The 26,714-nt window shown below is 44.4% G+C and carries 29 protein-coding genes, 1 tRNA gene and 1 pseudogene; 10 read left to right on the top strand and 21 right to left on the bottom strand.

Annotated elements, in window-relative coordinates:
* Positions 1 to 38: 38 nt before the first annotated feature.
* From RQP52_RS23200 to RQP52_RS23225, 6 genes and pseudogenes are all read right to left on the bottom strand, one after another.
* Positions 39 to 260 carry a hypothetical protein gene (locus RQP52_RS23200; protein WP_315954058.1) on the bottom strand — a complete coding sequence of 74 codons (222 nt, stop codon included), beginning with the start codon at positions 258 to 260 and terminating at the stop codon, positions 39 to 41.
* Positions 261 to 485: 225 nt separating this feature from the next.
* Complete coding sequence (locus RQP52_RS23205) at positions 486 to 1,214, bottom strand: AraC family transcriptional regulator (protein WP_315954059.1); 729 nt, start codon at positions 1,212 to 1,214, stop codon at positions 486 to 488.
* Between the two features lie 34 nt (positions 1,215 to 1,248).
* A pseudogene (locus RQP52_RS23210) lies at positions 1,249 to 1,755 on the bottom strand (ADP-ribosylglycohydrolase family protein); the annotation flags it as partial.
* A gap of 108 nt (positions 1,756 to 1,863) precedes the next feature.
* Positions 1,864 to 2,838, bottom strand: a complete 975-nt coding sequence (locus RQP52_RS23215; RefSeq protein ID WP_315954060.1) for a TniB family NTP-binding protein — start codon at positions 2,836 to 2,838, stop codon at positions 1,864 to 1,866.
* 2 nt (positions 2,839 to 2,840) lie between these two features.
* The gene (locus tag RQP52_RS23220) at positions 2,841 to 4,901 is read right to left on the bottom strand and encodes a Mu transposase C-terminal domain-containing protein (protein WP_315954061.1); all 2,061 of its coding nucleotides are present in this window, start codon (positions 4,899 to 4,901) and stop codon (positions 2,841 to 2,843) included.
* A 160-nt stretch (positions 4,902 to 5,061) separates the two neighbouring features.
* A complete protein-coding gene (locus tag RQP52_RS23225; protein ID WP_315954062.1) occupies positions 5,062 to 5,709 on the bottom strand; it encodes a TnsA endonuclease N-terminal domain-containing protein in 648 nt (215 codons plus the stop codon).
* A 318-nt stretch (positions 5,710 to 6,027) separates the two neighbouring features.
* Between RQP52_RS23225 and RQP52_RS23230 the strand changes: the two genes are divergently transcribed.
* Positions 6,028 to 6,273 (top strand): helix-turn-helix domain-containing protein, encoded by a 246-nt coding sequence (locus RQP52_RS23230; RefSeq protein WP_315954063.1) that lies wholly within the window; start codon positions 6,028 to 6,030, stop codon positions 6,271 to 6,273.
* Positions 6,274 to 6,311: 38 nt separating this feature from the next.
* Here RQP52_RS23230 and RQP52_RS23235 read toward each other — a convergent pair whose 3' ends face one another.
* Positions 6,312 to 8,093 (bottom strand): TniQ family protein, encoded by a 1,782-nt coding sequence (locus RQP52_RS23235; protein WP_315954064.1) that lies wholly within the window; start codon positions 8,091 to 8,093, stop codon positions 6,312 to 6,314.
* A 247-nt stretch (positions 8,094 to 8,340) separates the two neighbouring features.
* A complete protein-coding gene (locus RQP52_RS23240) occupies positions 8,341 to 10,992 on the bottom strand; it encodes an adenosylcobalamin-dependent ribonucleoside-diphosphate reductase (protein WP_315954065.1) in 2,652 nt (883 codons plus the stop codon).
* 322 nt (positions 10,993 to 11,314) lie between these two features.
* Between RQP52_RS23240 and dat the strand changes: the two genes are divergently transcribed.
* Positions 11,315 to 12,142, top strand: coding sequence for a D-amino-acid transaminase (dat, locus tag RQP52_RS23245; protein WP_315954066.1), 828 nt, complete (start codon positions 11,315 to 11,317; stop codon positions 12,140 to 12,142).
* A 289-nt stretch (positions 12,143 to 12,431) separates the two neighbouring features.
* Here dat and RQP52_RS23250 read toward each other — a convergent pair whose 3' ends face one another.
* Complete coding sequence (locus RQP52_RS23250; RefSeq protein WP_315954067.1) at positions 12,432 to 13,271, bottom strand: lipoate--protein ligase family protein; 840 nt, start codon at positions 13,269 to 13,271, stop codon at positions 12,432 to 12,434.
* Between the two features lie 258 nt (positions 13,272 to 13,529).
* Between RQP52_RS23250 and RQP52_RS23255 the strand changes: the two genes are divergently transcribed.
* The 3 genes from RQP52_RS23255 (at position 13,530) to RQP52_RS23265 (ending at position 17,388) form a co-directional block, all read left to right on the top strand.
* Entirely contained in the window at positions 13,530 to 15,320 is a 1,791-nt protein-coding gene (locus tag RQP52_RS23255) for a DEAD/DEAH box helicase (RefSeq protein WP_315954068.1), read from the top strand.
* Positions 15,317 to 16,306 carry a YqhG family protein gene (locus RQP52_RS23260; RefSeq protein WP_315954069.1) on the top strand — a complete coding sequence of 330 codons (990 nt, stop codon included), beginning with the start codon at positions 15,317 to 15,319 and terminating at the stop codon, positions 16,304 to 16,306. Before RQP52_RS23255 ends, RQP52_RS23260 begins: the two co-directional genes overlap by 4 nt.
* Positions 16,307 to 16,422: 116 nt before the next feature.
* A complete protein-coding gene (locus RQP52_RS23265; protein ID WP_315954070.1) occupies positions 16,423 to 17,388 on the top strand; it encodes a hypothetical protein in 966 nt (321 codons plus the stop codon).
* 67 nt (positions 17,389 to 17,455) lie between these two features.
* Here the strand turns inward: RQP52_RS23265 and RQP52_RS23270 are convergent, their stop codons facing one another.
* Positions 17,456 to 17,647 (bottom strand): YqzE family protein, encoded by a 192-nt coding sequence (locus tag RQP52_RS23270; RefSeq protein WP_315954071.1) that lies wholly within the window; start codon positions 17,645 to 17,647, stop codon positions 17,456 to 17,458.
* A gap of 78 nt (positions 17,648 to 17,725) precedes the next feature.
* A complete protein-coding gene (locus tag RQP52_RS23275; protein WP_157325733.1) occupies positions 17,726 to 18,007 on the bottom strand; it encodes a hypothetical protein in 282 nt (93 codons plus the stop codon).
* Positions 18,008 to 18,217: 210 nt separating this feature from the next.
* On the opposite strand from RQP52_RS23275, the gene RQP52_RS23280 reads away from it, so the two are divergent.
* Positions 18,218 to 18,382 carry a hypothetical protein gene (locus RQP52_RS23280; RefSeq protein ID WP_315954072.1) on the top strand — a complete coding sequence of 55 codons (165 nt, stop codon included), beginning with the start codon at positions 18,218 to 18,220 and terminating at the stop codon, positions 18,380 to 18,382.
* A gap of 64 nt (positions 18,383 to 18,446) precedes the next feature.
* Here RQP52_RS23280 and RQP52_RS23285 read toward each other — a convergent pair whose 3' ends face one another.
* The 3 genes from RQP52_RS23285 to RQP52_RS23295 all read right to left on the bottom strand — a co-directional run bounded on the left by RQP52_RS23285 (position 18,447) and on the right by RQP52_RS23295 (position 20,235).
* Positions 18,447 to 19,100: a Bax inhibitor-1/YccA family protein gene (locus tag RQP52_RS23285; RefSeq protein ID WP_315954073.1), complete on the bottom strand. Its 654-nt coding sequence runs from the start codon at positions 19,098 to 19,100 to the stop codon at positions 18,447 to 18,449.
* 97 nt (positions 19,101 to 19,197) lie between these two features.
* Positions 19,198 to 20,016 carry a DUF695 domain-containing protein gene (locus RQP52_RS23290; protein ID WP_315954074.1) on the bottom strand — a complete coding sequence of 273 codons (819 nt, stop codon included), beginning with the start codon at positions 20,014 to 20,016 and terminating at the stop codon, positions 19,198 to 19,200.
* Between the two features lie 135 nt (positions 20,017 to 20,151).
* Positions 20,152 to 20,235, bottom strand: a tRNA-Leu gene (locus RQP52_RS23295).
* Positions 20,236 to 20,357: 122 nt separating this feature from the next.
* On the opposite strand from RQP52_RS23295, the gene RQP52_RS23300 reads away from it, so the two are divergent.
* The gene (locus RQP52_RS23300; protein ID WP_315954075.1) at positions 20,358 to 20,537 is read left to right on the top strand and encodes a hypothetical protein; all 180 of its coding nucleotides are present in this window, start codon (positions 20,358 to 20,360) and stop codon (positions 20,535 to 20,537) included.
* A 97-nt stretch (positions 20,538 to 20,634) separates the two neighbouring features.
* On the opposite strand, the gene RQP52_RS23305 is transcribed toward RQP52_RS23300, so the two are convergent.
* Both RQP52_RS23305 and RQP52_RS23310 read right to left on the bottom strand, forming a co-directional pair.
* Positions 20,635 to 21,357, bottom strand: a complete 723-nt coding sequence (locus tag RQP52_RS23305; protein ID WP_315954076.1) for an adenosylcobinamide amidohydrolase — start codon at positions 21,355 to 21,357, stop codon at positions 20,635 to 20,637.
* On the bottom strand, positions 21,344 to 21,607 hold the full coding sequence (locus tag RQP52_RS23310) for a hypothetical protein (RefSeq protein WP_157325741.1): 264 nt from the start codon (positions 21,605 to 21,607) through the stop codon (positions 21,344 to 21,346). The genes RQP52_RS23305 and RQP52_RS23310 overlap by 14 nt, the downstream gene beginning before the upstream one ends.
* A gap of 145 nt (positions 21,608 to 21,752) precedes the next feature.
* On the opposite strand from RQP52_RS23310, the gene RQP52_RS23315 reads away from it, so the two are divergent.
* Complete coding sequence (locus tag RQP52_RS23315; RefSeq protein ID WP_315954077.1) at positions 21,753 to 22,070, top strand: hypothetical protein; 318 nt, start codon at positions 21,753 to 21,755, stop codon at positions 22,068 to 22,070.
* Positions 22,071 to 22,152: 82 nt separating this feature from the next.
* On the opposite strand, the gene RQP52_RS23320 is transcribed toward RQP52_RS23315, so the two are convergent.
* Both RQP52_RS23320 and RQP52_RS23325 read right to left on the bottom strand, forming a co-directional pair.
* Positions 22,153 to 22,479, bottom strand: coding sequence for a hypothetical protein (locus RQP52_RS23320; protein ID WP_079413697.1), 327 nt, complete (start codon positions 22,477 to 22,479; stop codon positions 22,153 to 22,155).
* An 80-nt stretch (positions 22,480 to 22,559) separates the two neighbouring features.
* The gene (locus tag RQP52_RS23325; RefSeq protein ID WP_161409454.1) at positions 22,560 to 23,129 is read right to left on the bottom strand and encodes a xanthine phosphoribosyltransferase; all 570 of its coding nucleotides are present in this window, start codon (positions 23,127 to 23,129) and stop codon (positions 22,560 to 22,562) included.
* A 262-nt stretch (positions 23,130 to 23,391) separates the two neighbouring features.
* On the opposite strand from RQP52_RS23325, the gene RQP52_RS23330 reads away from it, so the two are divergent.
* The gene (locus RQP52_RS23330; RefSeq protein WP_315954078.1) at positions 23,392 to 24,120 is read left to right on the top strand and encodes a hypothetical protein; all 729 of its coding nucleotides are present in this window, start codon (positions 23,392 to 23,394) and stop codon (positions 24,118 to 24,120) included.
* Between the two features lie 65 nt (positions 24,121 to 24,185).
* Here the strand turns inward: RQP52_RS23330 and RQP52_RS23335 are convergent, their stop codons facing one another.
* Positions 24,186 to 24,791 carry a DedA family protein gene (locus RQP52_RS23335; RefSeq protein ID WP_315954079.1) on the bottom strand — a complete coding sequence of 202 codons (606 nt, stop codon included), beginning with the start codon at positions 24,789 to 24,791 and terminating at the stop codon, positions 24,186 to 24,188.
* Between the two features lie 142 nt (positions 24,792 to 24,933).
* On the opposite strand from RQP52_RS23335, the gene RQP52_RS23340 reads away from it, so the two are divergent.
* On the top strand, positions 24,934 to 25,974 hold the full coding sequence (locus RQP52_RS23340; protein WP_315954080.1) for a YkvI family membrane protein: 1,041 nt from the start codon (positions 24,934 to 24,936) through the stop codon (positions 25,972 to 25,974).
* On the opposite strand, the gene RQP52_RS23345 is transcribed toward RQP52_RS23340, so the two are convergent.
* Positions 25,915 to 26,346, bottom strand: a complete 432-nt coding sequence (locus RQP52_RS23345) for a hypothetical protein (RefSeq protein WP_315954081.1) — start codon at positions 26,344 to 26,346, stop codon at positions 25,915 to 25,917. The genes RQP52_RS23340 and RQP52_RS23345 overlap by 60 nt on opposite strands.
* A 28-nt stretch (positions 26,347 to 26,374) precedes the next feature.
* Positions 26,375 to 26,686, bottom strand: coding sequence for a hypothetical protein (locus tag RQP52_RS23350; protein WP_315954082.1), 312 nt, complete (start codon positions 26,684 to 26,686; stop codon positions 26,375 to 26,377).
* Positions 26,687 to 26,714 lie beyond the last annotated feature (28 nt).

A 26,714-nucleotide genomic window follows, 5' to 3' on the forward strand; every position in this document is an offset into this window, starting at 1 on the left:
ACTTGATTACTCAAGCCTTTATAATGAATTTCTTTTTATTAAGATGTAAATCCCCAATACAATCGGGTAATGCTTTTCACCCGTTTCATGATTTGAAGGAATGCATCAAAATCCTCCTGGGAGAGCGAATCATGCTCGCCTGTCTTGTGACCTTGCAGCGTAAGGCGGAGGAACTCCAGGTAGAAGCAGTGGGTTTGCCCGCGCTGCCTCGCATTCAGCTCCACGAGGTGGAGCTGGTGTGGCAACGCTTGGTGTCTCAACAGGCAAGCTGGGTGACACTGAACCCTAGACAAGAACAGCAACCAGTAAGCGATGGTTCACAGTGGAAGCTATAACGAAAAAGGAGCAGCTGCCATGTGGCAAACTGCTCCTTTCTATTTTCATCAATGTTCGGATCATCATATCTAAAAGGTACAGCTGCGGCGGTATTCCTCGGGAGACTGCAGCACGTATTGCTTAAAGTTGAGGTAAAAGGTCGCCATACTCTAGAACCCGCAGTCGTAACAAATTTCGGTGACACTCTGCTCTGACCCGGCCAGCAACCGTTTAGCATGTTGGATGCGAAGGGTAAGAAGGTGGTTCTTAAATTTCCTGCCTGTCGCTTCTAGAATCAAACGAGATATGTGGGACTGGCTGAGATGAAACAGCCGGCCTAATTGAAGTAGATCGAGATCCTTCTGATAATGTTCCGTGATATAAGATAAAACAGGACGAATATGCTCATAGTTTCGTAGACCATCATTCCATTTCGAACTGCTTATCTCCTGTTTAGACAGACGAAGCAACTCTACACATAGCGACAGCAACAAGCTTTTGATAGCTGTGCGAAACCCGGGAGCCATCCTTTCCTTCTCCTCCCACATATGCTGGATAATTAGACGCAATCGCGTCATACTCTCCATGTCCCCCTTCAGGAGATTACTGAAGTGGAAGGGGTAATACCGAAAAGGAACCATCAACTCAGGTTCTTCCTTCTCCAAGAGTTCGGGATCGAAATTAATAAACACGAATTCACACGGATCGTCCTCATCCGCCTGTGCAATATGATTCTCCAGCACATTCACAATGAACGTATGACCCTGAGCAATAGGATAAGTCCGGTTCCCAAAATGGAATACCCCCAGCCCTGATAAACACAAACCGATTTCAAAGCTGCGGTGATGATGTTGGATCTCCAAGACGGTTTGGGGAACCCATTTAAACTTCGCTCCCATGCAAAACGCTCTTGAAACGCCTATTTGATTATCGTTAACCCTTTAACTTCCTGAACACATCATAACTTCTCCGTGCGCACTCGGATATTGCAATCGGATGGAACCCTGTCACCTCGGCGTACAACGTATCGTTCAGTGGCTTCACCCAATGGTTCGGTAGCTGCTGGGCCCCTGGTGCAGCCCCCATAATCGAACCGACCGTGGCGCCGTTACAATCCGTATCCCCCCCACCCAATACGGATGTGGTTACTGCGACGTTGAAGCCCCCTTTTGCAAATACAAGAGAAGCCGCCACCAACGCTGCATTGTTATTCGTGTGTACAGGATCGTAATGCTTGAATGCTTCCCAAATCTGTTCAACCAAAACAAGCCGATCGTTGGTACCTTGTGCGATTTTCACAGCTTGCTTTACGTCTTGAGCAAGTCGGCAGTTCCGTGGAATCTCACTCAAACCAATTTCTACAATTCGGAGCGGGTCAGATTCTACGAATGCCGCAGCGATCATCGCAGCAACGAACATTTCCCCGTAGATATCGCTTTGATGAGTCCGATCGTCCCAATGGAGATCAAATCTTCGAGATCTTCTCCTGTATTGTCGAATTTTTTGAGGTTAAGAACTACAGACAGCAAATTGAATCACCTTTGTGAATTAATTAGACGAATTTTTGACATCCCTCTTCATTTTATTTCGCTCTTCGGCAATCGCTACTTTAAAATTAAAAGATGTGTCGTTGAATGGATTTACAACATGAGGTCTAGCTGATAGTTCAATCCCACTAAACCCAATGTATAAATCATCTTCAGTTAATTTATTACGATTAGCAGCTACCGCTTCAAATGTTGCACTCTCAATTAAACGCATTAAAATACGCATATTGCCTTTAGTTGCATAGTATAGCTTTTCTGTCATTTTTGGGTCTGACAGGTGCGACGATTCAGTAAATGGATGGGCTTCATCAATTGCTTTTAATAACCCGCGAAAATCCTTATTAAATTTAAACTGCTGCAACCTCAACCTATTTGTAAAACGAGTATCCAGTTGAATGTTATATCGAAAGATTTTTTCAGCAGATGGCACGCCAGATAGTATAATTGGTACATTAACACTGTTTGCCAAACCTTTTATCCAATCTGCCACCTTCTGTAAGACCCGTTTTGTATCACTATCAATTAGATGATTAAATTCATCTAAAATAACTAATTGTACACCACAATTTTGAATAAAGTCTACAATTCGAACTTTCATTGTTTTTTCTGTTCCTTTGTCAAAATAAGGATCTCCAAGCTCAAATAATATTTTCGATGCAACATCCTTTGGTGTTGCACTTGAAGGGAGCTCTACAATTAATACAGGAATAATCGAACCCTGACTTTCCTCACGTCTTGGAAACTTATCACGATAAAGTTCAAGTACTGTTGTCTTACCTGTGCCCGACTCACCAAATATGCACAGACATTCAGATTTTGCCGAATTTTTAGATAACATATGGCACTTGAACATTTCTTGATATATTTTTTGAAACATTGGATGGAAAACAATTAACTTTTTTACTTTTTCCATAGCCTCCTGCTGTCTTTGTAAAAGCTCAGGATTCATATTGAAGTCCTCGTAAAAACTTTCCATCTTTAACTCACTCCTCGAATTGTTTGTTTAAATGTTGGTAACTCCTCTTCCACTCCGTCGTCTAACTTTATATCCACTTCAGGTGATTCTTCACTACTTGAATCCGAATTGCTCTTTTTAGCTCCCTTCTTTTTGCTTTTAGGTTTTTTAACTTGTTCATCCATCTCTTCAATTGAGTTAATTGAATACACTTCATCGGGACAACCTAAATCATTGATAGCACTACCTAACTCAGTGAATTGCAAAATTTGTGCTTTGGTTTCCTCTAATGTATCGGAATATCCATTTAACATATCTTTCTTCTGTTGACTAATAATCTGATCTACTGCGCGAGCTGCATATCCAACATGATCATCCTCATATTTAATATGCTTTGTAAGTTCACCGCTTTTTTCAATTGAACGAAGTTGGATTTGGTAGAAAGGTACCGGAAGGTCCAAGCGGATCTTCTTATCCATCAAGATATCTTCATCTGGGTAAGCCTCAATAAAGGTTTCATTAAAAGGATCACGAATATATATCACGCGCAGATCATCTTTGTCGAATCTAACTCTCACTTCTTCATTGTCCCGATTAAACCTCACCAGTTCATTTTTGAGATCAGCAAGTTCTTCACTTTGAAAGTTTACCGTTTCAAGAGTAATCCCCTTATTAGTAATGGTTCTAAATTCTAAACCGGAACCCATTACAATCTTTAATTCTTTCAAATTTCGTGGAATAGCAAGTTTTAAATGTGGGTTTTCCTCTAAACTTTTTTGCCACAACTTATGTGGAATACCTGCACGAGTTACTGAATGCCTCCAATCATGAGAAATCATATCGACTAAAGCAATATGTACAAGATAATTAAATGCTTGTAGGGTTACGCATGCCTCCCCCTCTGAATCATATTCCCCTCTTTCAAATGGATTAGAAAATGTGGTACCTGGAGTTGCGTGTATCAATTTTTCATTTAAAGTGCGAAAAGCACGTTCAATAGTACCCTTCTGATGACCTGATGCAATGCTGCAGTACTGAATATCTATTCCGTAAATTCGACAAACGTCTTGCAAATCGTAAGATTCATTAACTTTTGCATTATCTAGTACAATCTCTTTTGGAATACCATACGCATTCCACTCATTCCTGATGAGGGGATATACTTCTTTTATATAAGTTTTTGGTAAGAAACAGTGAAGCAAGCACTGCTTAAAAGCAGCTGTATTAGGGACCTCAAATGTTGTATGGAATCCTAGTGGCTGCCCTGAATGAACATCAATTGCATAAACGATCCATGGTCGCTGTCTTTTAAGTGTTATAGGATTTACCAGCAAAATATCTGCTTGTGTCCAATCAATTTCAACACGCTCCAATATTCGTTCTGTGTGTATCCTCCCCTGCGAGCCTTTTTTAATCAAATCGGCCTTTTGCTTTCCATACTTCTGCGAATTCAATTTGTGTATATCTTTTTCTTTTTGGTGAATTCTCCAAAAAGTAGTATAAGAAAATATCTCTTCTTGTTCAGCCTCCTCCCGATACTCGTTTAATTCTTTGATCCTTAGCTTAAATTCTCTATACATTTTGTGTACTGAAGTTTTCACTTTTGTATAGGCCATTTCTTTTACCACATCTTGTGCAATTTGAATAACTTTTAGGCTCGAAGTTCGATCTCTAGGGCCGCGTTTATTTGGGACTAGATGCCGAGTATCTCGATATCTCATCCAAACTCGTAACCAGTTATAAAAGGTACCCTGTGATATTTCATGTTCCTTTAGATGGTCATTTAAATTTGCATACGTTTTGTGGCCTTTTATAAATGGTTCAAGTACAGCGAACCTTCGTTTAGCTTCTTCTGGTAAGAGGTCAGAATCATACTCAATCTCTCTTTCAGGATTATTCGACGTTATTTTAAATTTTAGTTCACCAGACATCCAAGCTTGTAATAGTTCATCAATTAAAAATGTCCCTCTGACTCCAAAGTGTACTTCCTCCAAGACCACTTCTCGATGATTAGCTTTTTTAACAACGTACTCTTTATCTTTCATCAAAAATACTGAACCATGAGAGAAATCGTGAACTGACATCTCAATCCCCCCATTCTATTCGGCTGGATTTTTGACTATTAAAAAAAATTTCAATGCCAATTATGCATTTGGTAAAATGATCAGTTTTAACCTTTAAAAATGGTCTTACTTCACCTACAAATAAGTCTAGCTGTACTATCCCGGAATTTCCCATCATTTATCACCAATCCTTCTTTTCATTAATCTCGATTATTGAAAAATCATTTATACGTTGACTCAACATGTCGGTTTTACAATATTGATTCAAAAGAAGTGTGTACACAGCCGCGTTTACTATTCCTTTTTCAACATTTGGAAATATCAGATGGAGATCTTTAATCATAATTTGTCCAAACATTTGAAAAAGTTCATATATCGCATATTGCAGTCTTATATCGATATTGAGGCGTTTAGCATCGAGTAACAAAGACACATTGTATTTCAACTGACCTTCGTATAAATCTCTATCCGTTATAACTTTAAAGGACCACCCCTTTTCCTCACAAAATAATTCACCCACTTTGAACTTAATTAGATTTTCTTGATCTTTTGTTCTGCTTAATGGTTTAATTTCAACCAATATTTTTTTCCCATCAACTTCCGTCAGCAAAAAATCGGGATAATACTTTCTCCTTTCCCCTCTATAATTAAACGCGATGCAGAGTGGTTGATATTCGATTCGAGAAATTGTTGGTAGGCAATTGCAAAGCTTGATGAAGTCTCTTTCCAACAAACTTTCACTAAAAACCATTTTTTCATCTTCGGTAGTACGACTTACTAAACATCTTCTGTTGACTCCTTTCTTGGGGCCAATCTTTCTTGCAGGCATTGTTTTCCCTCCACAAAGATAATATTTTCCTGATTTTGGTTATTACGAGTTACATCATTAGTAATAACCAAATGTACTATGAACTTATACATAAGTATCCAAAAACCTTATTATCCTGCGGATAATTCTTACAAAACTAAACACTCAAAACCCTTATCCCACAAGGCCTCACTTATAGTGTCTATAGTAGTGTCTATAAGGAATATCCATCCAAGTTCAAACATACAATCTATTAATATTTCACAAAACAACCTAAAGGTATACTAGGTTTATAGAATGGAAATAATCATGTTATAAATGCAAAAGGAGGAGTGAATCATGGCAAGTTTAAATTTCTGGAGAGCAGAGGATTTAATTTATCAGGAGATTGGAAGAAGGGTTAAAAGCACAAGAAGGAGACGCGGGTTAACACAAACTGAATTTGGGATAAAAATAAACTTATCGAGATCGTCAATTGCAAATATTGAGAGTGGTATTCAAAAAGTAACTATTCATTCTTTGTACCAGATTGGCTATGTATTAAAGGTTTCAATCTATGATTTACTTCCAGAAAATAAACATTAATTATCTTAGTATAATCCCCCCCTTCAACTTATTGTTTACTAAACATTAATTGTGTCTAGTGGCAGTTCTAATCCTACATTTGATAGGTATTCATTTAAACGCTCACTTCTTTCTAAAAGGTACCTATCTCCTGGGGCTGTTATGGAGTTAATTGGGAAAACCCCTATAGCCCCCAAAACCCTTAGTAATTTCTCACTTGAACCTATACTGTTATGTATTCGTACAATTTCTACGACAGCTACAAAATTCATTCGAAATTTACTGTAATCATTGATTGTTATCAATTGATGGTTTCCTGAGTTCATTGTCTTTTCAACATTTATGTACCCCTGCTTTACCCAGCGTTCAACTGAATTTCGTTTTACTTGTAAACGTTCAGATATCTCCTTTATACTGATAAACCCATTTTGGAGGTATGATCTAATTTTTTTTTCATCAAAATGATATTTTGAAAGTCCTTGACCGTCAACTTTAGAACTTGCATTTATGTTACCCTGTAGTATTTCGTATAAAAAGTCAGCCATACTCAGTTCATAGTTGCCTGCTATTTGTGAGGCTCGGTAAAAACCTAAACTTCTTACTGTAATACCCATTGACATTTGGTTTTCAACTTTTTCAAGGATGGTGTGGATTTCCGCCTCGCTAAATTTCCAAAAAGGATTCCCGTCTACTGTAGGTCCAGAAATAGGAGTAATAATATTTTTTTCTCTAAAGTAATCGATCTGGTCCAATCCAACTCCAAGTAATGTAGACGCTTGCTTCTTAGAGATACCACCAAACTGATTAGCTTTCTGTTCACCTCTTAAAACTCTTGCAGATATTTTGGCAGATATTTTTTTATAACTATTATCATCCATTGCAATTTGTTTAGTGAATCCATTCTGCCAATGATTCATAAAATAATAGTCGACTTGTTCGTGGATAAAGGAAAATACATTATCATTAATATTTTCTTTTAGAATTTTGTTTATATTCCCAATGCTATTGTACCTATTGTTTGAAATTCGTAGTTGGTCAATAAACACAAAAAAATTATTCGGCCAATCCCAAAATAACCTAAATCCCTCATCAATTGCATTCGTAAGATTGCTTTGAATCAAAAGCTTGGAGAAATTACTTTGTACATGGCTAACTTCTTTCCCATTAATCCACTTTGCTGAATTAATAATTAGGAGTAATAGGTGAAAAATACTAAGATTATTAAGTTCAATATAATCATCGCTTACATAAGCTTTATTATTAAACCTGTCCGTAAGGTAACTAGAAAACAATGAATCCATACATATTACTTCTGAATTTCTAAAATCAAATCCACATTTACAAAACAGTAATTCCTTTCTGTAAGGATCAATATTTCTTCCGCACTCCTTACAAAAGTCCACCATTAAGCATTTATGAGTTGGGCAAACTGTTAACAATGATATTTCCCAAATACTTTTGTGGAATTGTTCCATTTTAAAGCATTCGGGGCAAATTCTTTGTTTATTTAAACAAGTTCCCAAATGTCGGATTTGTTTTTTCATATTCTCTGATTGAATCTCTGTACTAATCTGATTAAATAACAACATTTGATCAAGTTTATATTGATCAACTCCTAGAAGGATACTTAACTCAAACAAATTAATATTTACTTCTTCATCTGGAATTAATATATTTTTTGTCTTATTATATTTTTTAAGTCCAACACTTTTGTAAATTATCATACAATCAGGTTCAAGTAAATTCCTCTCAGATATCCTGAGAATGAATCCTCTCAAACTTTCCCCCTCCATTGGCTCTGAACGTTTCAAAAGGTATTTATTTCTAACACTAAATTCCATGCTACCGACAGCTCCTTCTTAAATTTTATTTTTAATTCTGTATATCCATGATCAACAAACTATAAACATCCAAAGCCAAAAATGGCCAAGATACATAATGAGTATCTTAGCCATTTTGAATTTGCATATTTATGCATTTTTTTGTATGGAGGTTTTTTTGAAAAAATACCTACAGTAATATTTGGAACATTTACAGTTTATTATGAAAAATCACAAAAAAAACCAGGGGCTCCCGCCCCTGGTCCTCTTATGAGCAGCGACTGTAGCCACAGTTCGCGCAATTCTTACACCCTTCGCTGTTAATCAGCGAAGCGGAACCGCAAGACGGGCACAAGTCCTTCGTCGCGGCGCTAGCAGCGTTGCTGCCATGCGCGCTATGTGCGGTGTGCCCGCTAACAGCAGCCACCGGTGCCGGAGCTGGCGCATCCAGCACTTCACTCGTCGCGGTCACGTAGTTCCGCGCGTCGTCTTGCTCGTTCATCACTTCGTCGTGCTGCTCGAGCGCTTTGGCAACCGCGTCAGCGATCGACTCGACACGGTTCGTGCCAAATCCAATGGCGCCGGAGCCGCCAATGCCTTTCAAGTGCTTCACGAGCAGCTTCACTTTGTCCCCATGGTCGCCGTAACGCAAGAACAACGAGCACACGCGGCCAAGTGCTTCAGACATCGCAAAAACGTCTGATCCGGCTTTCCCCACGTTGAGGAATATTTCACTCGGCGTTCCGTTCATATCATTAATCGTAATATACGCCATGCCGAATGGAGTATTCACTTTATAGGTTGCGCCTCGCAGAATTTGCGGGCGGCGCTTATATTGCTTATCGAAAACTTGCTCTGTTTTGGCGTCAACATTAACCGCAAGCTTGCCTGAAAGATTCGTTAAGCTGGCTTCTTCTTTCACAGCTTCCGCAGCTACAGCAACAGGTGCTGCTTCTGCCTTCTCAACTTTCTTCTCCTCTTTCTTGTCTGAACTTGTGCTAAGAACTTGCACATCACGGCTTCCATCACGGTAGATGGTAACGCCTTTACAACCCAAATCAAAAGCCAATTCATACAACCGTTTGGTCTCTTCAACTGTGAAATCGGATGGGCAATTCGCTGTTTTGGAGATCGAGCTGTCAACCCATTTCTGGATCGCTGCTTGTGCTCGAATATGATCTTCAGCCGTTAAGGTCATGGAAGTTACAAAGTAATCCGGCAATTCCTGATTCGGATTAGCGTCCTTCCATTCTTGAGCAATCGGCACATATTGTTTATCAAAGCCCAGACGGCTTTGACGGAAATATTCAAAGGCAAAATACGGCTCAATCCCCGTCGAAGTGCCAACCATCGTCCCTGTGCTTCCCGTCGGAGCCTGCGTGATGACCGTTACGTTGCGCATTCCGCTGTTCTTAATGGCTTCGCCAACTTCCGGGAATACCTTGGTCATATTTTTCATAAAGCCGCTTTCCAGGAACTTATCTGCAACAAACGCTTGGAAAGATCCTTTTTCAGAGGCGATTTCCGCTGATGCCAGATAAGCTTCTCTTGCCATGAAGCCGTAGATTTTGTCCAAAAATGCTAAGGATTCCGGACTGCCGTAACGAATTTTCAACTTAATCATTAGTTCCGCCAAGCCCATTGATCCTAAGCCTACGCGGCGTTCCTTCTGTTGATTCTCACGGTTTTCTTCAAAATGATAAGGCGTTTTGTCAATGACATTATCAAGGAAACGCGTCGAGTAGCGAACAACCGTAGCCAGATCAACCCAATCAACATCATGTTTCTCTGCATCATAAAATTTGGATAAGTTAATCGCCGACAAGTTGCAAACTCCCCAAGCCGGAAGCCCCTGCTCCCCACACGGATTCGTACAAATAATCGGATTGAAATACCAGCTATTCGACATTTGGTTGTAGTATTCCATGAACACAACACCAGGCTCAGCCGATTTCCAAGCGGACTCAATAATCGTGTGCCACACCTCACGAGCTCTTACTGTGCGGTAAGGCTTGACGGCTTTGCCAAGTTGTTTCCAAGCTTCCAAATTGCCGTCCCATTTCTCGTTATATTCAGGATCCGTCGTATCCGGGAAAACGAGTTCCCACTCCAAATCTTCCTTCACGGCCTTCATAAATCCATTGCTTACGCAAACGGATAAATTGGCATTGGTGATTTGTCCCATCGTTGACTTCACCGTAATGAAATCTTCCAGATCAGGATGCCAGTCATTGATCATCAGCATGAGTGCGCCACGACGGCTTCCGCCTTGCTCAATCAGACCTGTTGTATAGCTAAACAAGCCGCCCCAAGATACAGCACCGCTCGAAGAGCCGTTAACTCCTTTGACAACGGAACGGCGTGGTCGAAGGGAAGACAGATTGATTCCCACACCACCGCCGCGTGACATGATTTCCGTCATTTCTGAAAGTGTGCTCATAATGCCGCCACGGCTATCGTGAGGAGATGGGATCACATAACAGTTGAACAACGTTAACTCGTCGCTTGCATCCGCTCCTGCTGCAATTCGTCCACCTGGAACAAGTTTCCAATCATCCAAAATATATCTGAATTTCTCCGTCCATTCCTTGCGTTTCTCGGGTGTCGTTTCCACGGATGCCATGGCTCCGGCCAAACGATCCCACATTTCTTCCGGTGTCTTTTCTATGTTTAATGTAAGCTTCTCAACTGCAGATTTGACTGTCTCGCCACTGCGTGTTCTTACTTGCACGATGTCGCCTTCACGGCTAATTATTTCGCCTACTTCTTTGGCTGGGAATTTGGGATCATCCTTCGTCAATACGAGTACGGTGTCTCCCACTTTAGCAAAGCTCGTATCCGCATTCTTAAGCGCATAGCGATCCAAAAATATTTTCTCGCTTAACCCTTCCAGCCTCTTACCTGATTGCGAAATCCCCATTGATAAATGCCCTCCCAATAAGCTACAGATTCAGCTCCAACTAAATTGAAAATTACAATATCTGGTGTGAGAAATCCATTATACAACACTAGATATGGACCTTCGAATGGCCAAAGGACCAATTTTGTTTAATAAAACAAGTAAATATCGCTTTAGCTAGAATTTCCTCGAAATCTCTCTTTATTTTATAGAAAGCGAGCTGGCGGTTCGTTGCTTTTGACGATAGCGGATTCCTCTGCTAACCTGTATTTAGGATACCACAATTCGCTCAACTTTAGAACATTTGTTCGTTATTTATTTTTCCTAAGGAGAGGTTAGAGACATGTATTTTTATAAAAATGAATTTATGAATAAAGATGATATTCAGCTCTCGCCCGATGATCGCGGTTATTATTTCGGAGACGGTATTTATGAAGTTTTCCGTGTCTATCGGGGCCAACTGTATGAGCAAGACGCCCATATGCAGAGGCTTCAAAGAACCGCCAGCGAGGTGCGGCTTACCCTCCCTTATACCATCGAAAAAATCGGTCAAATTCTCACAGAGCTGGTGGACAAAAATAAGCTGATCGAAGGCACCTTATATCTGCAAATCACCCGAGGGGAAGCTCCACGCGCGCATCCGTTTCCGACTCAGGCAGAACCGATCATGCTGGCCTATTGCACGGAAGTCCCTAGACCAACGGCAACCATACATAACGGGATTAAAGCTATTACGTTTGCCGATATTCGCTGGTTAAGATGCGATCTCAAAACGCTCAATCTGCTGCCCAACGTCATGGCCAAGCAAGCAGCGCTCGATCACGGCGTGCAGGAGGTTGTACTGCATCGAGAAGGTACGGTGACGGAGTGCAGCGCATCTAACCTGATGATGATCAAGGATGGCGTGCTTTATACGCATCCTGCGAATCATTTGATTTTGCACGGTATCACCCGAGCAGTCGTATTGCGTTTAGCTGGAGCTTTGGAAATACCGGTTAAAGAAGAGGCTTTTACGACGAAACAGCTTATGGCGGCTGACGAAGCCTTTATTACAGGAACAACGGTAGAAATAACGCCAATTCTGGAAGTGGATGGCCTCACGATTGGAGCCGGCACGCCAGGGGCATATACCCGCAAGCTGCAAGAGGAGTTTGTTCGCACGTTCTCGTAATCAGCAAAAAACCTAAGGCATCTGCCTTAGGTTTTTTAAATCCTCACACGAGGAACGCCAGGGCGCTATTTCAGCGAAATCCACCGTGTGTAGCGACGGAAGGGAACTCCAGGCCGTTATTTCGGAGCTTTCATACGAATATGCCCGCATTTTCCAGAAATAAGACCCTGGAGTTCCGTTCAAGTCCCCCGACAACTACTTTACCCCTAAATAGCGTCCTGTAGTTCCCCTATTTCCCCCTATCCTACTGGTTCAGCTACCCAAGCTTAGCAAACCCCACGCCTCACCATTATCGCCGAAAGTTCCACTCATCCGTCCCATACTTCTCTTGCACAAGACGATTGGTCAATTCGATCTCAAACGGTGTCAACGAGTCCTCAACCAGCTTCACACCTAAACCGAGACCAATTTCACGGCGGAACGCTTCTTCAACTTGCCCCAAGGTAACGGCTTCTTTCCCCTGCGCCCGCAGCAGCTCGTTAATCGCCACCGCTTTTTTCGAAAAACTCTTCTTCATCCGCTCTGCCACCTTCTCATTAGAGAAACGCAGCATACGGAACAGTTGATCCGTATCCATATCCAGCAGAATCGAGCCGTGCTGCAGCACGACGTTCTTTTGCCGTACCTGCGCGCTGCCGGCGACTTTACGCCCCTCAACCACGAGCTCATACCAGGATGGAGAATCGAAACAAGCGGCTGAGCCTGCCGATGCATATTTCTCTTTCTCCTCATCGCTTGCAAGCTGCACCATTTCAGCGTTAAGTCCTAACGCACGGAAACCTTGCAGCAGCCCCTCGCTCAAGACGCGGTAAGCATCCGTCACATTTCGGGGAATGCCCGGATAATCCTCGGCTACAATAATGCTGTAGGTCAGCTCCTTATCATGCAGAACCGCTCTGCCTCCTGTTGGGCGGCGTACGAAACCAATCCCTTCATTGGCCACGGCCTCCTGATCGACCTCGGCTGCTTTTTGGAAATAACCGATCGACAGGGTTGCTGGATTCCATCCATAAAAACGCACCGTAGGAGGGACGATTCCCTCGCTATGAGCGGTCAAAATCGCTTCATCTAAAGCCATATTTTCAGCAGGAGAACGATCTCCCGTATGTATAAATCGCCATGCCGTCATCAAAATCTTCACCCTTTCTTTCCAACCATGCTTGTCAAAAGACAACCTCTATCATACCACATAACCGCCTTAAGTTACGATTCCTCTCCCTCTCCAAGCTCCCGCCCTGATCCCCTCATCTGTTTTACCATGGAAAAAGTTATGAAAGCGCCTCTTATGGACATACTAACACGTATTCGGCGTTTAGCGCCCGTGCTTCATACAAGCTTAGGTTCACGAAGTCAGTTTTCTTATGAAAACTCTTAGGAGGGCACAACGATGCGTCAACATGAACAGCAAGAGAACATTCGCCCCATTCATCATCGGTTGGACATGCACTTTGAGAGGGACTGGTTTACTGAGCTGGATCATCGTGTGCGCGGAGGAGGGCCGTGGGACGATTGGACTTTGTACCAGCTCGCCTACGAATCGGAAGAGTCGGGGCTTATTTCTACGTTTGATGAAATGCAGTGCCTTCCTCATCTGGGGCAGCTTGAGCCTATGGCTCATCAGATAGAGACAGCGAAGCGAGTACTTAATGAAATGCGCGGTCGAGCCATCTTGGCCGATGAGGTGGGACTCGGGAAAACGATTGAGGCTGGGTTGATTTTAAAAGAATACATGATCCGCGGGTTAGTCCGCAAAACCCTTATTCTGGTGCCGGCATCCCTTGTCCTGCAATGGGTCCGTGAATTAAACACCAAATTCGGCATTCCAGCCATCGCCCATAAAAAAGCGTACATGTGGCAGCAAAGTGACATTATCGTTGCCTCCATGGACACCGCCAAACGCGATCCTCACCGGGAAATCGTGATGGGCCTGGAATACGATATGCTGATCGTCGATGAAGCTCATAAATTAAAAAATAAAAAAACGACCAACTACACCTTCGTCAATGAGCTGCGCAAAAAATATTGCCTGCTGCTCACCGCCACACCGGTTCAGAATGATTTGAAAGAGCTTTATAATCTCATCACCCTGCTCAAGCCCGGTCAACTCGGTGTTCACAGCTCCTTTAAGTCCAATTTTGTTGTCGGCAAAAGGATCCCGAAAAATGAGATTCAGCTGCAGCAGGAGCTGTCCAAGGTGATGATCCGAAATCGTCGTGGCGACGGCGGTGTTCATTACACCAAGCGGGTGGTGAAAAATATCCCGCTGACGCTTTCACCAGACGAGCAGGCGCTCTATGACGGCGTCACCAATTTCGTCCGAACGCGGTATGCAGAGAGCTCCGGCGATTTAAACAGCATGCTTTCGCTCATCACCCTCCAGCGCGAGGTCTGCTCCTCCAGGGATGCCGTCTTCATTACGCTCGTGAATTTGTTCAAAAAAACAGCGGAAGATTCGCCTGTACGCGCCAAAATATGGGAGCTTGTCGAGCTGATCCGCAGCATCAAATCGAATAGCAAAGCGGAAACCACCATGAAGCTCGTTCAAGAGATTAATGATAAAGTCATCATTTTCACGGAGTATCGCGCTTCCCAGGAGTATCTGCTCAACTACTTGAAAGAACATAAAATTACAGCGGTCCCCTATCGCGGCGGCATGAACCGTGGCAAAAAAGATTGGATGATGGATTTATTCCGCAATCGCGTACAAGTGCTTGTTGCGACGGAAGCTGGCGGCGAGGGAATTAATCTGCAATTTTGCCATAACATGATTAATTTTGACCTGCCGTGGAACCCGATGCGCGTGGAACAACGGATTGGCCGTGTGCATCGACTTGGCCAGACGCATGATGTGAACATCTATAATCTATCGACAAATAATACGATTGAAGAGCACATTCTTTCTTTGCTGCATGAGAAAATCAATATGTTTGAGATGGTTATCGGGCAGCTCGATACCATTTTGGAGAAAATCGAGAAGAAGGGATCTCTTGAAACCTCGTTATTCCGCATGGTGATGGAAGCAGGGTCACGCGAGGATATTCGCAGGAAAATCGACGAGCTGGGTCATTCTTTTACCGAAATCAAAGAAGAAATCGAACACAATCCCGTGTATGGAACTGAGTTTCAACATATCCTTGATGCCGTAGGCGGCGCGCAAAGCGGTGAGGTCAGACCATGAACAAACGAAACGTTCATACCTTTGTCATGCGGTTTCTTGAAGCTTATGATTGCACCATTCTAGAGAAAAGCCCATCTTACGTCACAGCCAAGCTGTCTCCGGAAGCAGATCGGGAAATGACGGGCCGACCTTATTATTGGAGCTTCGTCGAGCGAACCGGGACGCCTGCAGAAACCATGACCTATAAATTCGTATTCGATCCGGAACAAATGAGGCTCGATGCCAAGTCCAAGGCAGCACCGACGGCTGTGAAGAGTCCATCTAATGCAGGCGCGCAAGCCGCACCGAACCAGGAACAAGCGCCTGACGGCTCCTCCGACAGCATTCTGGGGCGTTATTTCGGCTTCGTTCCGACGACCATCACAGCGCGTGTTCCGCAGGATGATGTCACTTTTGGCAGCAGACGATTGGAGCAAATGTTCTCTATCGTTCGGGAACGCGGGAAATTCGTGCATCTGTTTGAGGAGCCCTTTCCTACGGGAGCCACCTATCACGCTGCGCTCGTGTATGATACGTGGTTTTGCATCAATTACAAGGTTGAACTCGCCTGCGACCGCAAACGAAGTGAAATCCACTCCCTTGCCATCCAATTGAACAACGGAGAGATTCGCGAGAATTTTCATAAGCATCTGTTGACCAAAGGTCTTTCTCCTAAGCTTCCGGCGAATAGTCATATTTTGCCGGATACGATATCGCTGACCAAAGCCGTGAACCTGCTGGAAACGACGCTTGAACGTAAAATAAGCGCCTATGACCATAGATGGGCGGACGAGGCGAATGAGCAGCACCGCAGCGAGATTGACCGTGTCGAATCCTACTACAACGGCCTTTTGCTAAACGCAGAGCCGGATAAAAGGGATGAAATCGAAACGCAATGCCGCAACCGCCTCAGAGAAATCGACTGGCAGCATAAGCCGCGCATCGCCGTTTCTGTCATCAATTGCGGATTGTTTCATTTAACCGCCGGGCGATCGCCTAGGAACTGACGATAGTCGCTAAAACCTCGCAAATTAACGCTGCAGGTTCTAACAATCTTTTTATAGCATAAGAATTACAATAGATTCATACAAATGAGAAGTTAGCGATAGGCAGGTGAACGCGGATGAAGCTGTGGACTGCATGGACAGCAACTTGCTTCATATGTATTGGCAGTCTCTTATTCATACCCTCCCAAAGCTCAGCGGGCGATAATCCAGATCGGACAAGCCTCGTGCAATCGGTAGGACAACCCGCAGCGATCAGCAGTCAATTAGCTGAAACTGCAAAGCCAGTGCCGGATCTGCGAAGCGAATCTACTTTAACAGCTACGGTTGATAAGTGGAGGATGGCGCTCGCTCGCGAAGAAGGATTCCACAACTGGCAATCAGCAGTTTGGAACAGTTACCCACTTGGTCCAGGGACACATGGCTGGGTCGTGATTCTCACGGATCATGGCGAGGAAGTCGGTTATATGATCGTACAGTCTGTAGAAAATGGCTCCTTCCGATTAATGGAATACGGGACAGGCAAGCATCCACTTTTCAGTTTGACCACGCTGTATCGTTCGTTGGTACAGCAAGAACTCATTCCGGCAACAATTACTTATTCAGATTTTATCGCCAATGAAACGATCGCCAAAGACCGCTTATATATGGACGGCTTAACCGCTGTTTGGAGAATCAAGCTTGACAATCAATTGTACTATGTGGATGCCAAGTCAGGCGAGGTACTCCCTATTAAAGAAGACCCGACCCCCAAGCTTGTGACCGATGATAGCACACGGATGACGACAACAGAATTAAAAGAAGCAAGCACCATCATGCATCCAGCCTTTGATCCTTATGAAAGGATGCCATGGATTGTCGGCTCACCGCTTCCTGTGGCTGGTCTGAGTGAACTCCAAAGCGCTCTTGCCTCCGATCAACATCTGACCTTTGTGACAGCGTTATACGATGGTCAGGTTACTCTGCCACTGGCCGTATTAGGCTATCAAGCATGGCAGGATGGGTTACCTTATCTGGTTCTGGATCACGAAGGACCAAGATACATTCAACTGCCTACCGCTCTGGAAATGGGGCATATTTATTAAAATGAAAAAGGACTCTCCGTCAAGTAGACGATTCTACTTATCGGGCAGCCCTTTTTTTTGTGACTTTTTATTTTTTGGGTTTAAACTGGTCAAATAACATCCGGGCTGCCAAGGGCAGCATGCCGAACCAACGTGTCTGCCAATGCTCCCGCTGTTCTTTATGCATCGCTTTTGCTTGTTGGCGAACATCTCTTGGCGTGTCTATAAACGTCACGACCTGCTGTGTTATGTACTTGACCAAGTCATCACTTTTGGCCATACGCCCACCTGCCTTTTTCTCCCTATTGTAACCAGAGAGCCCCGGACTTAAACGGTAAGGCAGGTGGAAGACATGGATTCAACTGACTCTTCCGCCGCTCTCCGAAATAATTTTATCCGCAAATGTCTTAATCGTGCTACAGCCGAGCAGCATCGGTTTGTTATCGCACTGCAGCAGCAAGGTCTGTGCGTTCATATCCCAAGCGTATTGGAAACCAACGTTCATGCCTACCACGGTAATCATGAATTTACCCGATGCAGCATTGGGAATGGTGAAGCCTTGTTTTTTGCCCACTTGTTGTAACGAACGAAACACCGAAGACGAAATCCCTCTATACGTCCAAGCATTGCAAGCCGCCATAGGTCAATCTCCTCTCTCCCCATATAGGATCACTAAATTGTATGAAGTGAGGGCTTAAATCGTGCTTGTTTCAAAAAAATCAGTCCGGCGCTGCTAGCCTTCAAACACGCTTCTAACCTCGTCCCTGCTGCATATATTAAAGTAACTAGAGAGAAAGGGGTGCATCGAATGTGGGAAGAGATGCTCCTAACTGAACAGCTCAACATCCACATGGATAAATCCAACCACATGCTGGAATTGAGGCTTCGTGACCACGAACAGGAAGATACGTTCTCTACAGTTCAGCTAAGCCATGCTGAGCTCATTTTACTTCTCCATACCCTGCTGGAAGTGAATCGATGTTTTCGCGGGGATGTCCCATATTTTCAAAACTAAAAAAGCACCTTCGATTCCCGATAGTGGGTGTCGAAAGTGCTTTTTTCCTAGCCATTTCTATCTCTTAGTCTCGGCTAACTCCAACAATGGAAGCCAAAAAGCGCAAGATGTACAAGAAGAGATTGATGAAATCCAAATAAATATTAAGTGCAGCGAGCGGAACCTCTTCGGCCGATACGCCATTGCGGTATTGAGCCACATCATACAGCACCCAACCGCTGAAAATCAGAATGCCGAGCATCGACCAAATCAAGTTCGTCATCGAACCAAAGTTAATAAACATGCCAATGACACTCATCAAGACAAGGCCAATCGTTCCAGCGAACAAAAAGCCGCCGAGGAAGCTGAAATCACGTTGTGAGCGGTGCGCATAGAAGGCTAGTCCGCCAAAAATCGCCGCTGTCGCGAAGAATGCGCCCGATACCACGTTAGCTCCGAGCATACCCCCGTAAGCCATAATAACCGGATATAGGGTTACACCGGAAATCGCCGTAAAGGCATAAAGAAAACCATATCCGATATTTTTGCCGCGAATCCGAATGACGATGGCTGCCACCAGCATGGCCACTTCTGCAATGACGAAAAGCATAATCATCGAAGGCGGAACGACCATAGCGCCAATCAGTGTCCCCAGAAAGGAAACCAAGAGGGAGATGGCAAATGTTTGAAGCACATGAGCAAAACTGCCTGAATGAGAAACCGTGACCGTTCTATCCATGAAACTGTCAACTCCTTTTGTTAGAAAACATGTACAATCTATACTATGCATTATACCTAAACTTCATGAAAACCGCTATACGCCTGGACATTAGGCACTATTTGAAGGCGGAGATCATCTTAAGGAATATACGTTTCAAATGCGCACGAAGTTTCGCAGGAAATCTCAGGATAAGACGCGTCCCCCAGCCGTCATAAGTTCCGCCGACTTCTGCGGCCAGAACGAACAATTCTTTGGTAATCGCATTGACGGTCGGAACATCCAGCGTGTGTAATTTGCTCAGGTGAAGCACGTATGGCTCCACCTGACGTGTCGTATCAAATTCGGAGACAATGACCCTGTAGCCAAGTGCGCCCACTTTGCTTTTCATCGCATCCATCCGGGTTGAATCCGGAAAATGCAGCCAATGCTGAACTTCCCTAGCTTTCTCCAGATTGTCTCCCCGACGCTTCAGCGCATAGGCGATCTTGGCATTGCGCATCCACTGCTCTTCCAAGGGTGAAGGCGCCATTTCTTCCAGGTAGAAGCTCCAGTCTGCGTCCAAATTCATCGAGAAATAATAACGGAAGTTAGGAAAATCCGCCAGTATCCGTTTCATTTCCCGCTCCCAATCCCAGTCATCCTTGGCGTAAAAGTACATTTCCATTTTATTATTTGAAGAAATGCGCCCGGCATAGAGGGCATATCCCTGATCTTTCATCCGCGAAATAAGCTTGTCTTCGAGCTCATAAAAGGCTTGCTGCGCCTTCTGCGTTGAGCTGTCCGAGAGGTCCCACAAGCTATACATATTAAATACAATTGTAATTCTTTGTCCATATCCTATGAAAGGAGCTTTCTGCTTCAAAGCAGTGTTCATAAAGACTAGAACCTGCTCCCGATCCCGGATGCGTTCGAACAAATTCCAATCTTCTTCCATAGGATGACCCCCTATTTCCTTTCAAGATAATATTTATTATATAAGTCTTAGGCCTAGCTGCCTACCCGTCTGTGCATGATTTCCTAGGAAATAAAAAACAACCCCTTCAGAATCTGAAAGGGTTGTTACGGTTGATGCGATCAAGAGGACTCGAACCTCCACGGGGGTAAGCCCACACGGACCTGAACCGTGCGCGTCTGCCAATTCCGCCATGATCGCAAATGATGTGGTGACAAAAATAAATATAACATGGGACTCGAAAGCTCGTCAACGAAACTTTTACAATCCATGCATAAATACAAACCCCGCTCCTAAACCTATTCCCAAAGGAGGGATGACGAATGGATGAGGAAGAAATCAAAGCTCTCGAACCCAAATACACAGGCAATCAGCGACATCTCACAGAAGGTGAAGCTGAAGGCATCGTACATGATCCCAATTTCAAAAATGAAGACGAAGATCCGGATGGCGTTGATGTGTATCCTGCCGGGCTCGCCTTCGGCGTTTTCCGCAAACCGTAGATAGGCGTGGCATAACAATGTTATTCATCGCTGGATGTGCCTCCGGCAAGCACCGATGTGGACATACAAAACAAACGCCCCACTGTATCCTCACGGATCAGTAGGGCGTTTTCTCATACAACTGTCCCGATGCCAAGATAGCCTCGTACACGGTTCTTCCAATCATGTTTCCCAGCGCTGTAGCCGTGCCCGCATAGCTGTACAAGCGGCCGCGGCATGTCGTGGCGATAAGCACCGCGTCCGTGGTCGTTCCAGTGGCCGGATGTCCGTCCACTTCAACGCCTAAAGCTTGAAGCGCAGCCGCCTTGGCTTCCGTCGCGGTAATCACCGCGTTGACCATCGCGGCATCCGTTAATTGCCCATGAATAACGACAATGGTATTTATCGTACCGGGATAAAGTGAGGCAGCAGGCACCTCGGCGCCAGCCCTAGCCTTGTTCCCGAGCCCTACGGTGACCCACGCACAAACGTGCAGTGGATTCGTCTCATTCTCGGTATCCTCTGCGCCATCTTGCGTCCACGTTAGCGTACTGTACCCAACATCCTTCACCCAAGCTGCAGTTAGCATACCAGCCGTCTCTTGAGGATTCAACCCTTCCCGTTGGATGAAATCATCCATCTCGCGAAGGGGATCAGCCTCGTTATATAGCTTGTGTACCTGCCTGTTCATCAACGATCCATGCATCCCGAATCCTCCGCCCCATGGCGAAGAATTCAACGTACGCATCGGACTATCGCTACGAATTAGCACGTAACTGCCGTATTCGGAATTCACCAAATCCATCTGGATGCCCGTGATGGGAACCTTATTCTGATTCATCCGCAGCATCATCCGGTTCAATCAATTCTTGCGGAAGCATATATTCCGGTGGCCGTTCAGCTTCATAAGGCTGATACACATAGCTGCGTGCGAGCTTGACCACTCTGCGATTTTTTTTGCGGATTAAAACACTATCATCATCCCAAGCGACAACAATGCCGCGGACATCATTCCTTGGGCTAACATCGCGAATCACGCGAAGCAATGTGCTTTCAACACGATAAAGATCCAATTGATCTTCTGTTATCATTTCTCATACCTCCAACCATGCAGTTTACACCTTAAGCATACACCAATTCCTGTCTAGTTGAAACTTTACATAAATCCATTAGATCAGGGTTAACTTAATCATGACGAAGAAATAGAACGCCATTATAACCTTGGGGGTTTTTATATTGGACAAAAAAACGTATTACGTGAATGTCGGGACAGGTGAAGTATTGGAAGACAGCACCGCGCTCAATTATGAATTTGAGATTTCCGCTACTGAGGAGGAATTTGATCAATTGCAGGAGCTCTTTGAGGAAACAGATAACACGTCCCAAGCCAGCTATGCGACCTCTTGGCTCCCTTGGTCGGTTTATTACTCCAATGAGACCAATCAAGAATATGATTATTATTTGACGGAAGTGTATCGCACCTTGCACCGATTAGGGAATGAACAAACCAAAAGGCATATTGAAAGTATGAACATACTAAAAAATGGTGTCTAACGAGATCTCTCCGGAAGACTGCCTATGGAATGAAAAAAGGCCAACGAATCCATAACGGATCCATTGGCCTCTTGAATTTACATTAGCTTACATGTTCCTTGGAATCATTCGTTTCAAACCAGAAATCAAGGACCTTGCTTGACATGACACGCTTCTGAATATATTCCACTTGCGCTGCGGAAAATTGCTGTTCCCATTCAATAGTCAGCTCTGTGCAGAGCTTGACGATCGTTAACAACTCAGACCAAGCGACATAGCGTTTGTACCAGAAAAATTGAGGATGTTCGATCATATACGGATATAGATCATCAAATTCTGTATGCTTACAATCAAGAGCACGTTCAAAATGTGTTTTGGCTTCCCCAAGCTTAGTCATGAAATATTCAATGGAACCATTTTCGATACCCATAGATGTCAGCCTCCTCTCTTACCTTGTAACCATTATAATGGATAATTGGCAATCAGGGAAGTCAAAGACTAGATGTAAAATCAGTCAAAAGTGATTTGCCCGTTCTCTAGCGAGGCAATTCTTGCTAACGATTCCACCCGAATGCCGCGTTCTCTAATCGAACTGCCGCCGGATTGGAACGATTTCTCCACCGCAATGCCGACACCGACGAGTTCAGCCTCCGCTTTCTCAATAATGCGAATTAAGCCGCGAGCCGCGTCCCCATTTGCAATAAAATCATCAATAAGCAGCACACGTTCACCCTTATGCAGCAAATGCGAGGAAACCATAATGTCGGTCACAATGCCTTTGGTAAAAGAAGGCACACGCTCGCTGTACGTATCTTGATCCATCGTTAATGTCTTCTTGCGGCGTGCGAAAATCATAGGGATCTCAAGATGCAATGCTGTTGTAAAGGCAATTGGAATACCAGAGGACTCTACGGTTAACACCTTGTCCGGCTTGGTGTCTCTGAAAAGTCTTGCAAACTCCCGTCCCATCTCCATGGTCAAAACCGGATCCACCTGATGATTAAGAATGGCATCCAGCTTAAGTACTTTATCCGATACAACGACACCGACTTCTTGGATCCGCTGCTTTAACAATTCCATGATACTGGCCCCCTTAATCCTGTCTATTATGAGTAAGTTACCATAATGATGAAGTAGGTTTCAAGTCCCAATTTGCGAATATTGCTCGTGGAAGTGAAACTTTTATTGCTGAATAGGTGTCTATAATCATATAGGGTTTAACTTTTTCAGATTTGTTTTAGAAATGCTCACATTTAGGCAGCAAGATCCATTGAGATTGACAACCCGAACGCAGTATGATTAGTAATATTATTTTAAGACAACTATTCGGCAGAAAGGAAAGATGATGATGAACAATGCGATGAGACCCGTCATGCTTGGCTTTGTGCCTGTTGCATTTTCCTTGCTTATCGTAGCTGGCTGCCAAGAGTCATCTGCTCCTTCCGCTCAGCCTACTATAGATCCATCGGTTCATGTTCAGAAGCAGAATCCAAGCACAACCCCGGCCAGCACGCCTGCCGTGCTGGCTGTAGAAACTCCAGCTGCTTCCTTGGCACCGGAGGATACGATAGCCAAGCATGAAGCGCAAGTTGCAAACACGAACAAAACGGACTTATCGGATCTACCTCAGAGCTCTGCAAGCGCCAAGCCAACGACAAAACCGCGGGTGAAGGCTGAAGATGCTTACCAGCAGGAGAAACCGACTCTAATGGGCTTAAAGCTTGGAACGAGCAAAAACCTGGTGCTGGACCGATTCGGCAAAGCCAAGAAACAATTCGTTATGGATGAAGACGATGATGCGATTCAGGTCTACGATTTCGGCGATTTCTCCGTTGGCTTTAATGTCAAGGATGCCCTTGAATTCGTGGATGTACACTCCACTGATATTGATCCAGGACTACGCGGCCTGCACCTCGGTCAGAAAGTAGAGGATGCCATTAGCATTCTCGGCAAACCGGATTCCAACACAACGTATGTGCTTTCTTACAAATCACAGGGTACGCTTCTGAAGCTCGATGTCGACCCGAATGCCAACACGATCCAATCGATCAAGCTTTTCGCAGATCGTTAATACCGCACTAAAACCGAAGACCATACCGTCATCCATAGGATGATAAGTATGGTCTTTATTTGTGTTCAGATCGCTCTTCTTTTTCGAAAGCGGAAATAAATCACCGCTCCTATCGCAGCCACAACCGCAAGAATAATGAAACTGACCCCCATATATTTATGTATCAAATTGAACAATCCATCCAAATTGCTGCCGATAAAATGGCCTAAGGTCAAGAAGGTTGTACACCACAGCAGCGCTCCTGTCCCCGCGTAAAGCATATATTTGTAGAATTTCACTCCGCTTACCCCGGACAAATAGCAGGTGAAATGGCGGACTCCCGGCACAAAATACCCGAAGAATACGGTCCACAGCCCATACTTATGAAACCAACCTTCCGCTCTTTCGATCCGGTCCGGCGTCAATTTGAACCATTTTCCATAGCGGTATAAGAAGGGCTTGCCCACCCGGTGGCCAATGAGATAACTCACAATCATCCCCGTCATCGTACCTGCATAAATCACAATTAACGTTGTCCCATACTCAAAAGGACCTCCAGGCGCGGTCAATGAGCCCACGAAAGCCATCAAAGTTTCATCGGGTATAGGTACGCCAACAATGCCGGCAGATAACAAAATGTACAGTGCAATATAGCCATAATGTCCAATAAAATCATAAAGAGCTTCTTTCACAAAAGACACACTCCCAATTTCTTACGTCTTTCTGTTCCTATCCATTTTATCAAAAACCAGGGCTTGCCCCAAGTTGCAGTCATGCTACTGTCTTCGTGAACATACCTTGTACTATACCAAACGAAAGAAAGCGGGGCAATCCATGCGAAAAGGATCACAGATCGTCCGTATTGCCTTTACCTATATTGGAACTGTCGTTGGAGCAGGTTTTGCTTCCGGACAAGAGATTTTGCAATTTTTTACGCGTTACGGATGGATAGCTTCATTGACGATCGCTTTATCCAGCATCCTGTTCATCTGGATTGGCATCAAACTTATGCTCATGGCTCATACATTGAAAGCCACATCTTATGAGGATTTAAACCGGGTCATTTTTGGGCCGAAAATAGGAAATTGGATCAGCTTGTTTACGATGATCGTGCTGTTCGGAATCACAACCGTCATGCTTGCCGGTGGCGGCACTGTATTTGAGGAGCAGCTTCATCTTTCCTATCAGACTGGACTTTTGGTCACGTTGGTTCTCTCCTATCTCGTATTATCGCGAGGAATTGGAGCCATCATGACGGTCAACTCGATTGTCGTTCCTATCATGCTGCTTTTTAGTGTGGTTATCGTCGTCTATACGTGGCATTCACCGTCTTCGGGAAACTGGCTGAGGATCACAACAGATGATTCGCTTGGTAAAATATGGTTTGCCCCATTTCTCTACACAGCTTTCAATTTGGCCATGGCACAAGCCGTTCTGGTGCCGATGGGATCTTCCATCACGAAACGCTCCGATCTATACTGGGGCGGACTTATCGGTGGAGCGGGCATTGGACTGCTGCTCCTCTCCGCCCACTATGCGCTTTCAGCGCAAATGCCTGGCATCGCACAGTATGAGATCCCCATGGGGAATATCATTAACAGGCTGGGCTCAGCCCCTCAGATCGCCTATTTGCTCGTGATTTACGGAGAAATTTTCACGACATTTATCGCTGACGCGTATGGCTTGTCTTTGCAGCTGCAGCAACGTACCAAATTAAACCCTAAGCTACTGCTGCTAAGCATCTTAGGACTTAGTTATCTCGTCAGCCAAATTGGTTTCAAAACACTTCTTGCCGCTCTGTACCCTGTATTCGGCTTAATTAGTGTTGTCTGGCTCGTGCTCATGATCTGGCGCAACCGTAAACGTACGGTGTAGAGCTCCTGTTTGAGCGAAGCCGAGAACGACAATCAAACGAACCATCAACAAGAGCATCCCCATCGCGCATAAAATAAGGCCCGTGAGCAAATAGGAAAAATGAAAAGCAGCCGTCGTCGCCGTTTGATCGCGCAAGATCGCGAAAAGTTGCGCTAACAATAGCAGCAAACCACTGATAAAAAGTCCGATCACCGTATAATCCATCACCGTCCAACGTGAAAAATAGCTCACCGCAATCTCCACTTGGCTCAAAGCTTTTGGCGCTGCCGCCTGCTGACGCCAAAGCTGATGAATCATCCAAGCCGTGTAAATGGCGACGCCCGTTACAAAAAGGCCTAACAACCCGCCAATTATCGCTAATAGCATATTCATGCCCTAGTCCCCCCTTCTTAATTGTCGACTATCCATGCCGCAGACCATAAATGAGGATAAGCGTCAAACCAAAGCAAAGAACCGGGAGCGCATAAAGAAGGGGGAACAGCATCCAGCTTGGGAGGTTCATCGCTGGTTTCCATAGGAGCTGAAGCCGCCTCACTTCAGCCTCCTCCGGGCTTTCTGCAGATTTGAGTGATTTAACGGATAAGGTCTCCGCTGCCCCTTCGTTCCACTCGATCTTCCCTTTTTTCCAACCAACCTGGTACGTAATTTCACGGTGTTCTTTCTTCTTCTCGCTTCCTGGCTCCACTTTGATTCCTCCAGCTTTTTTCTTCAACTTATATGAGTTTGAACCGGTTCTCATG

Origin of the sequence: Paenibacillus violae, from assembly GCF_032461945.1 — a bacterium.
In the GTDB taxonomy this organism is placed as follows: domain Bacteria; phylum Bacillota; class Bacilli; order Paenibacillales; family NBRC-103111; genus Paenibacillus_E; species Paenibacillus_E violae.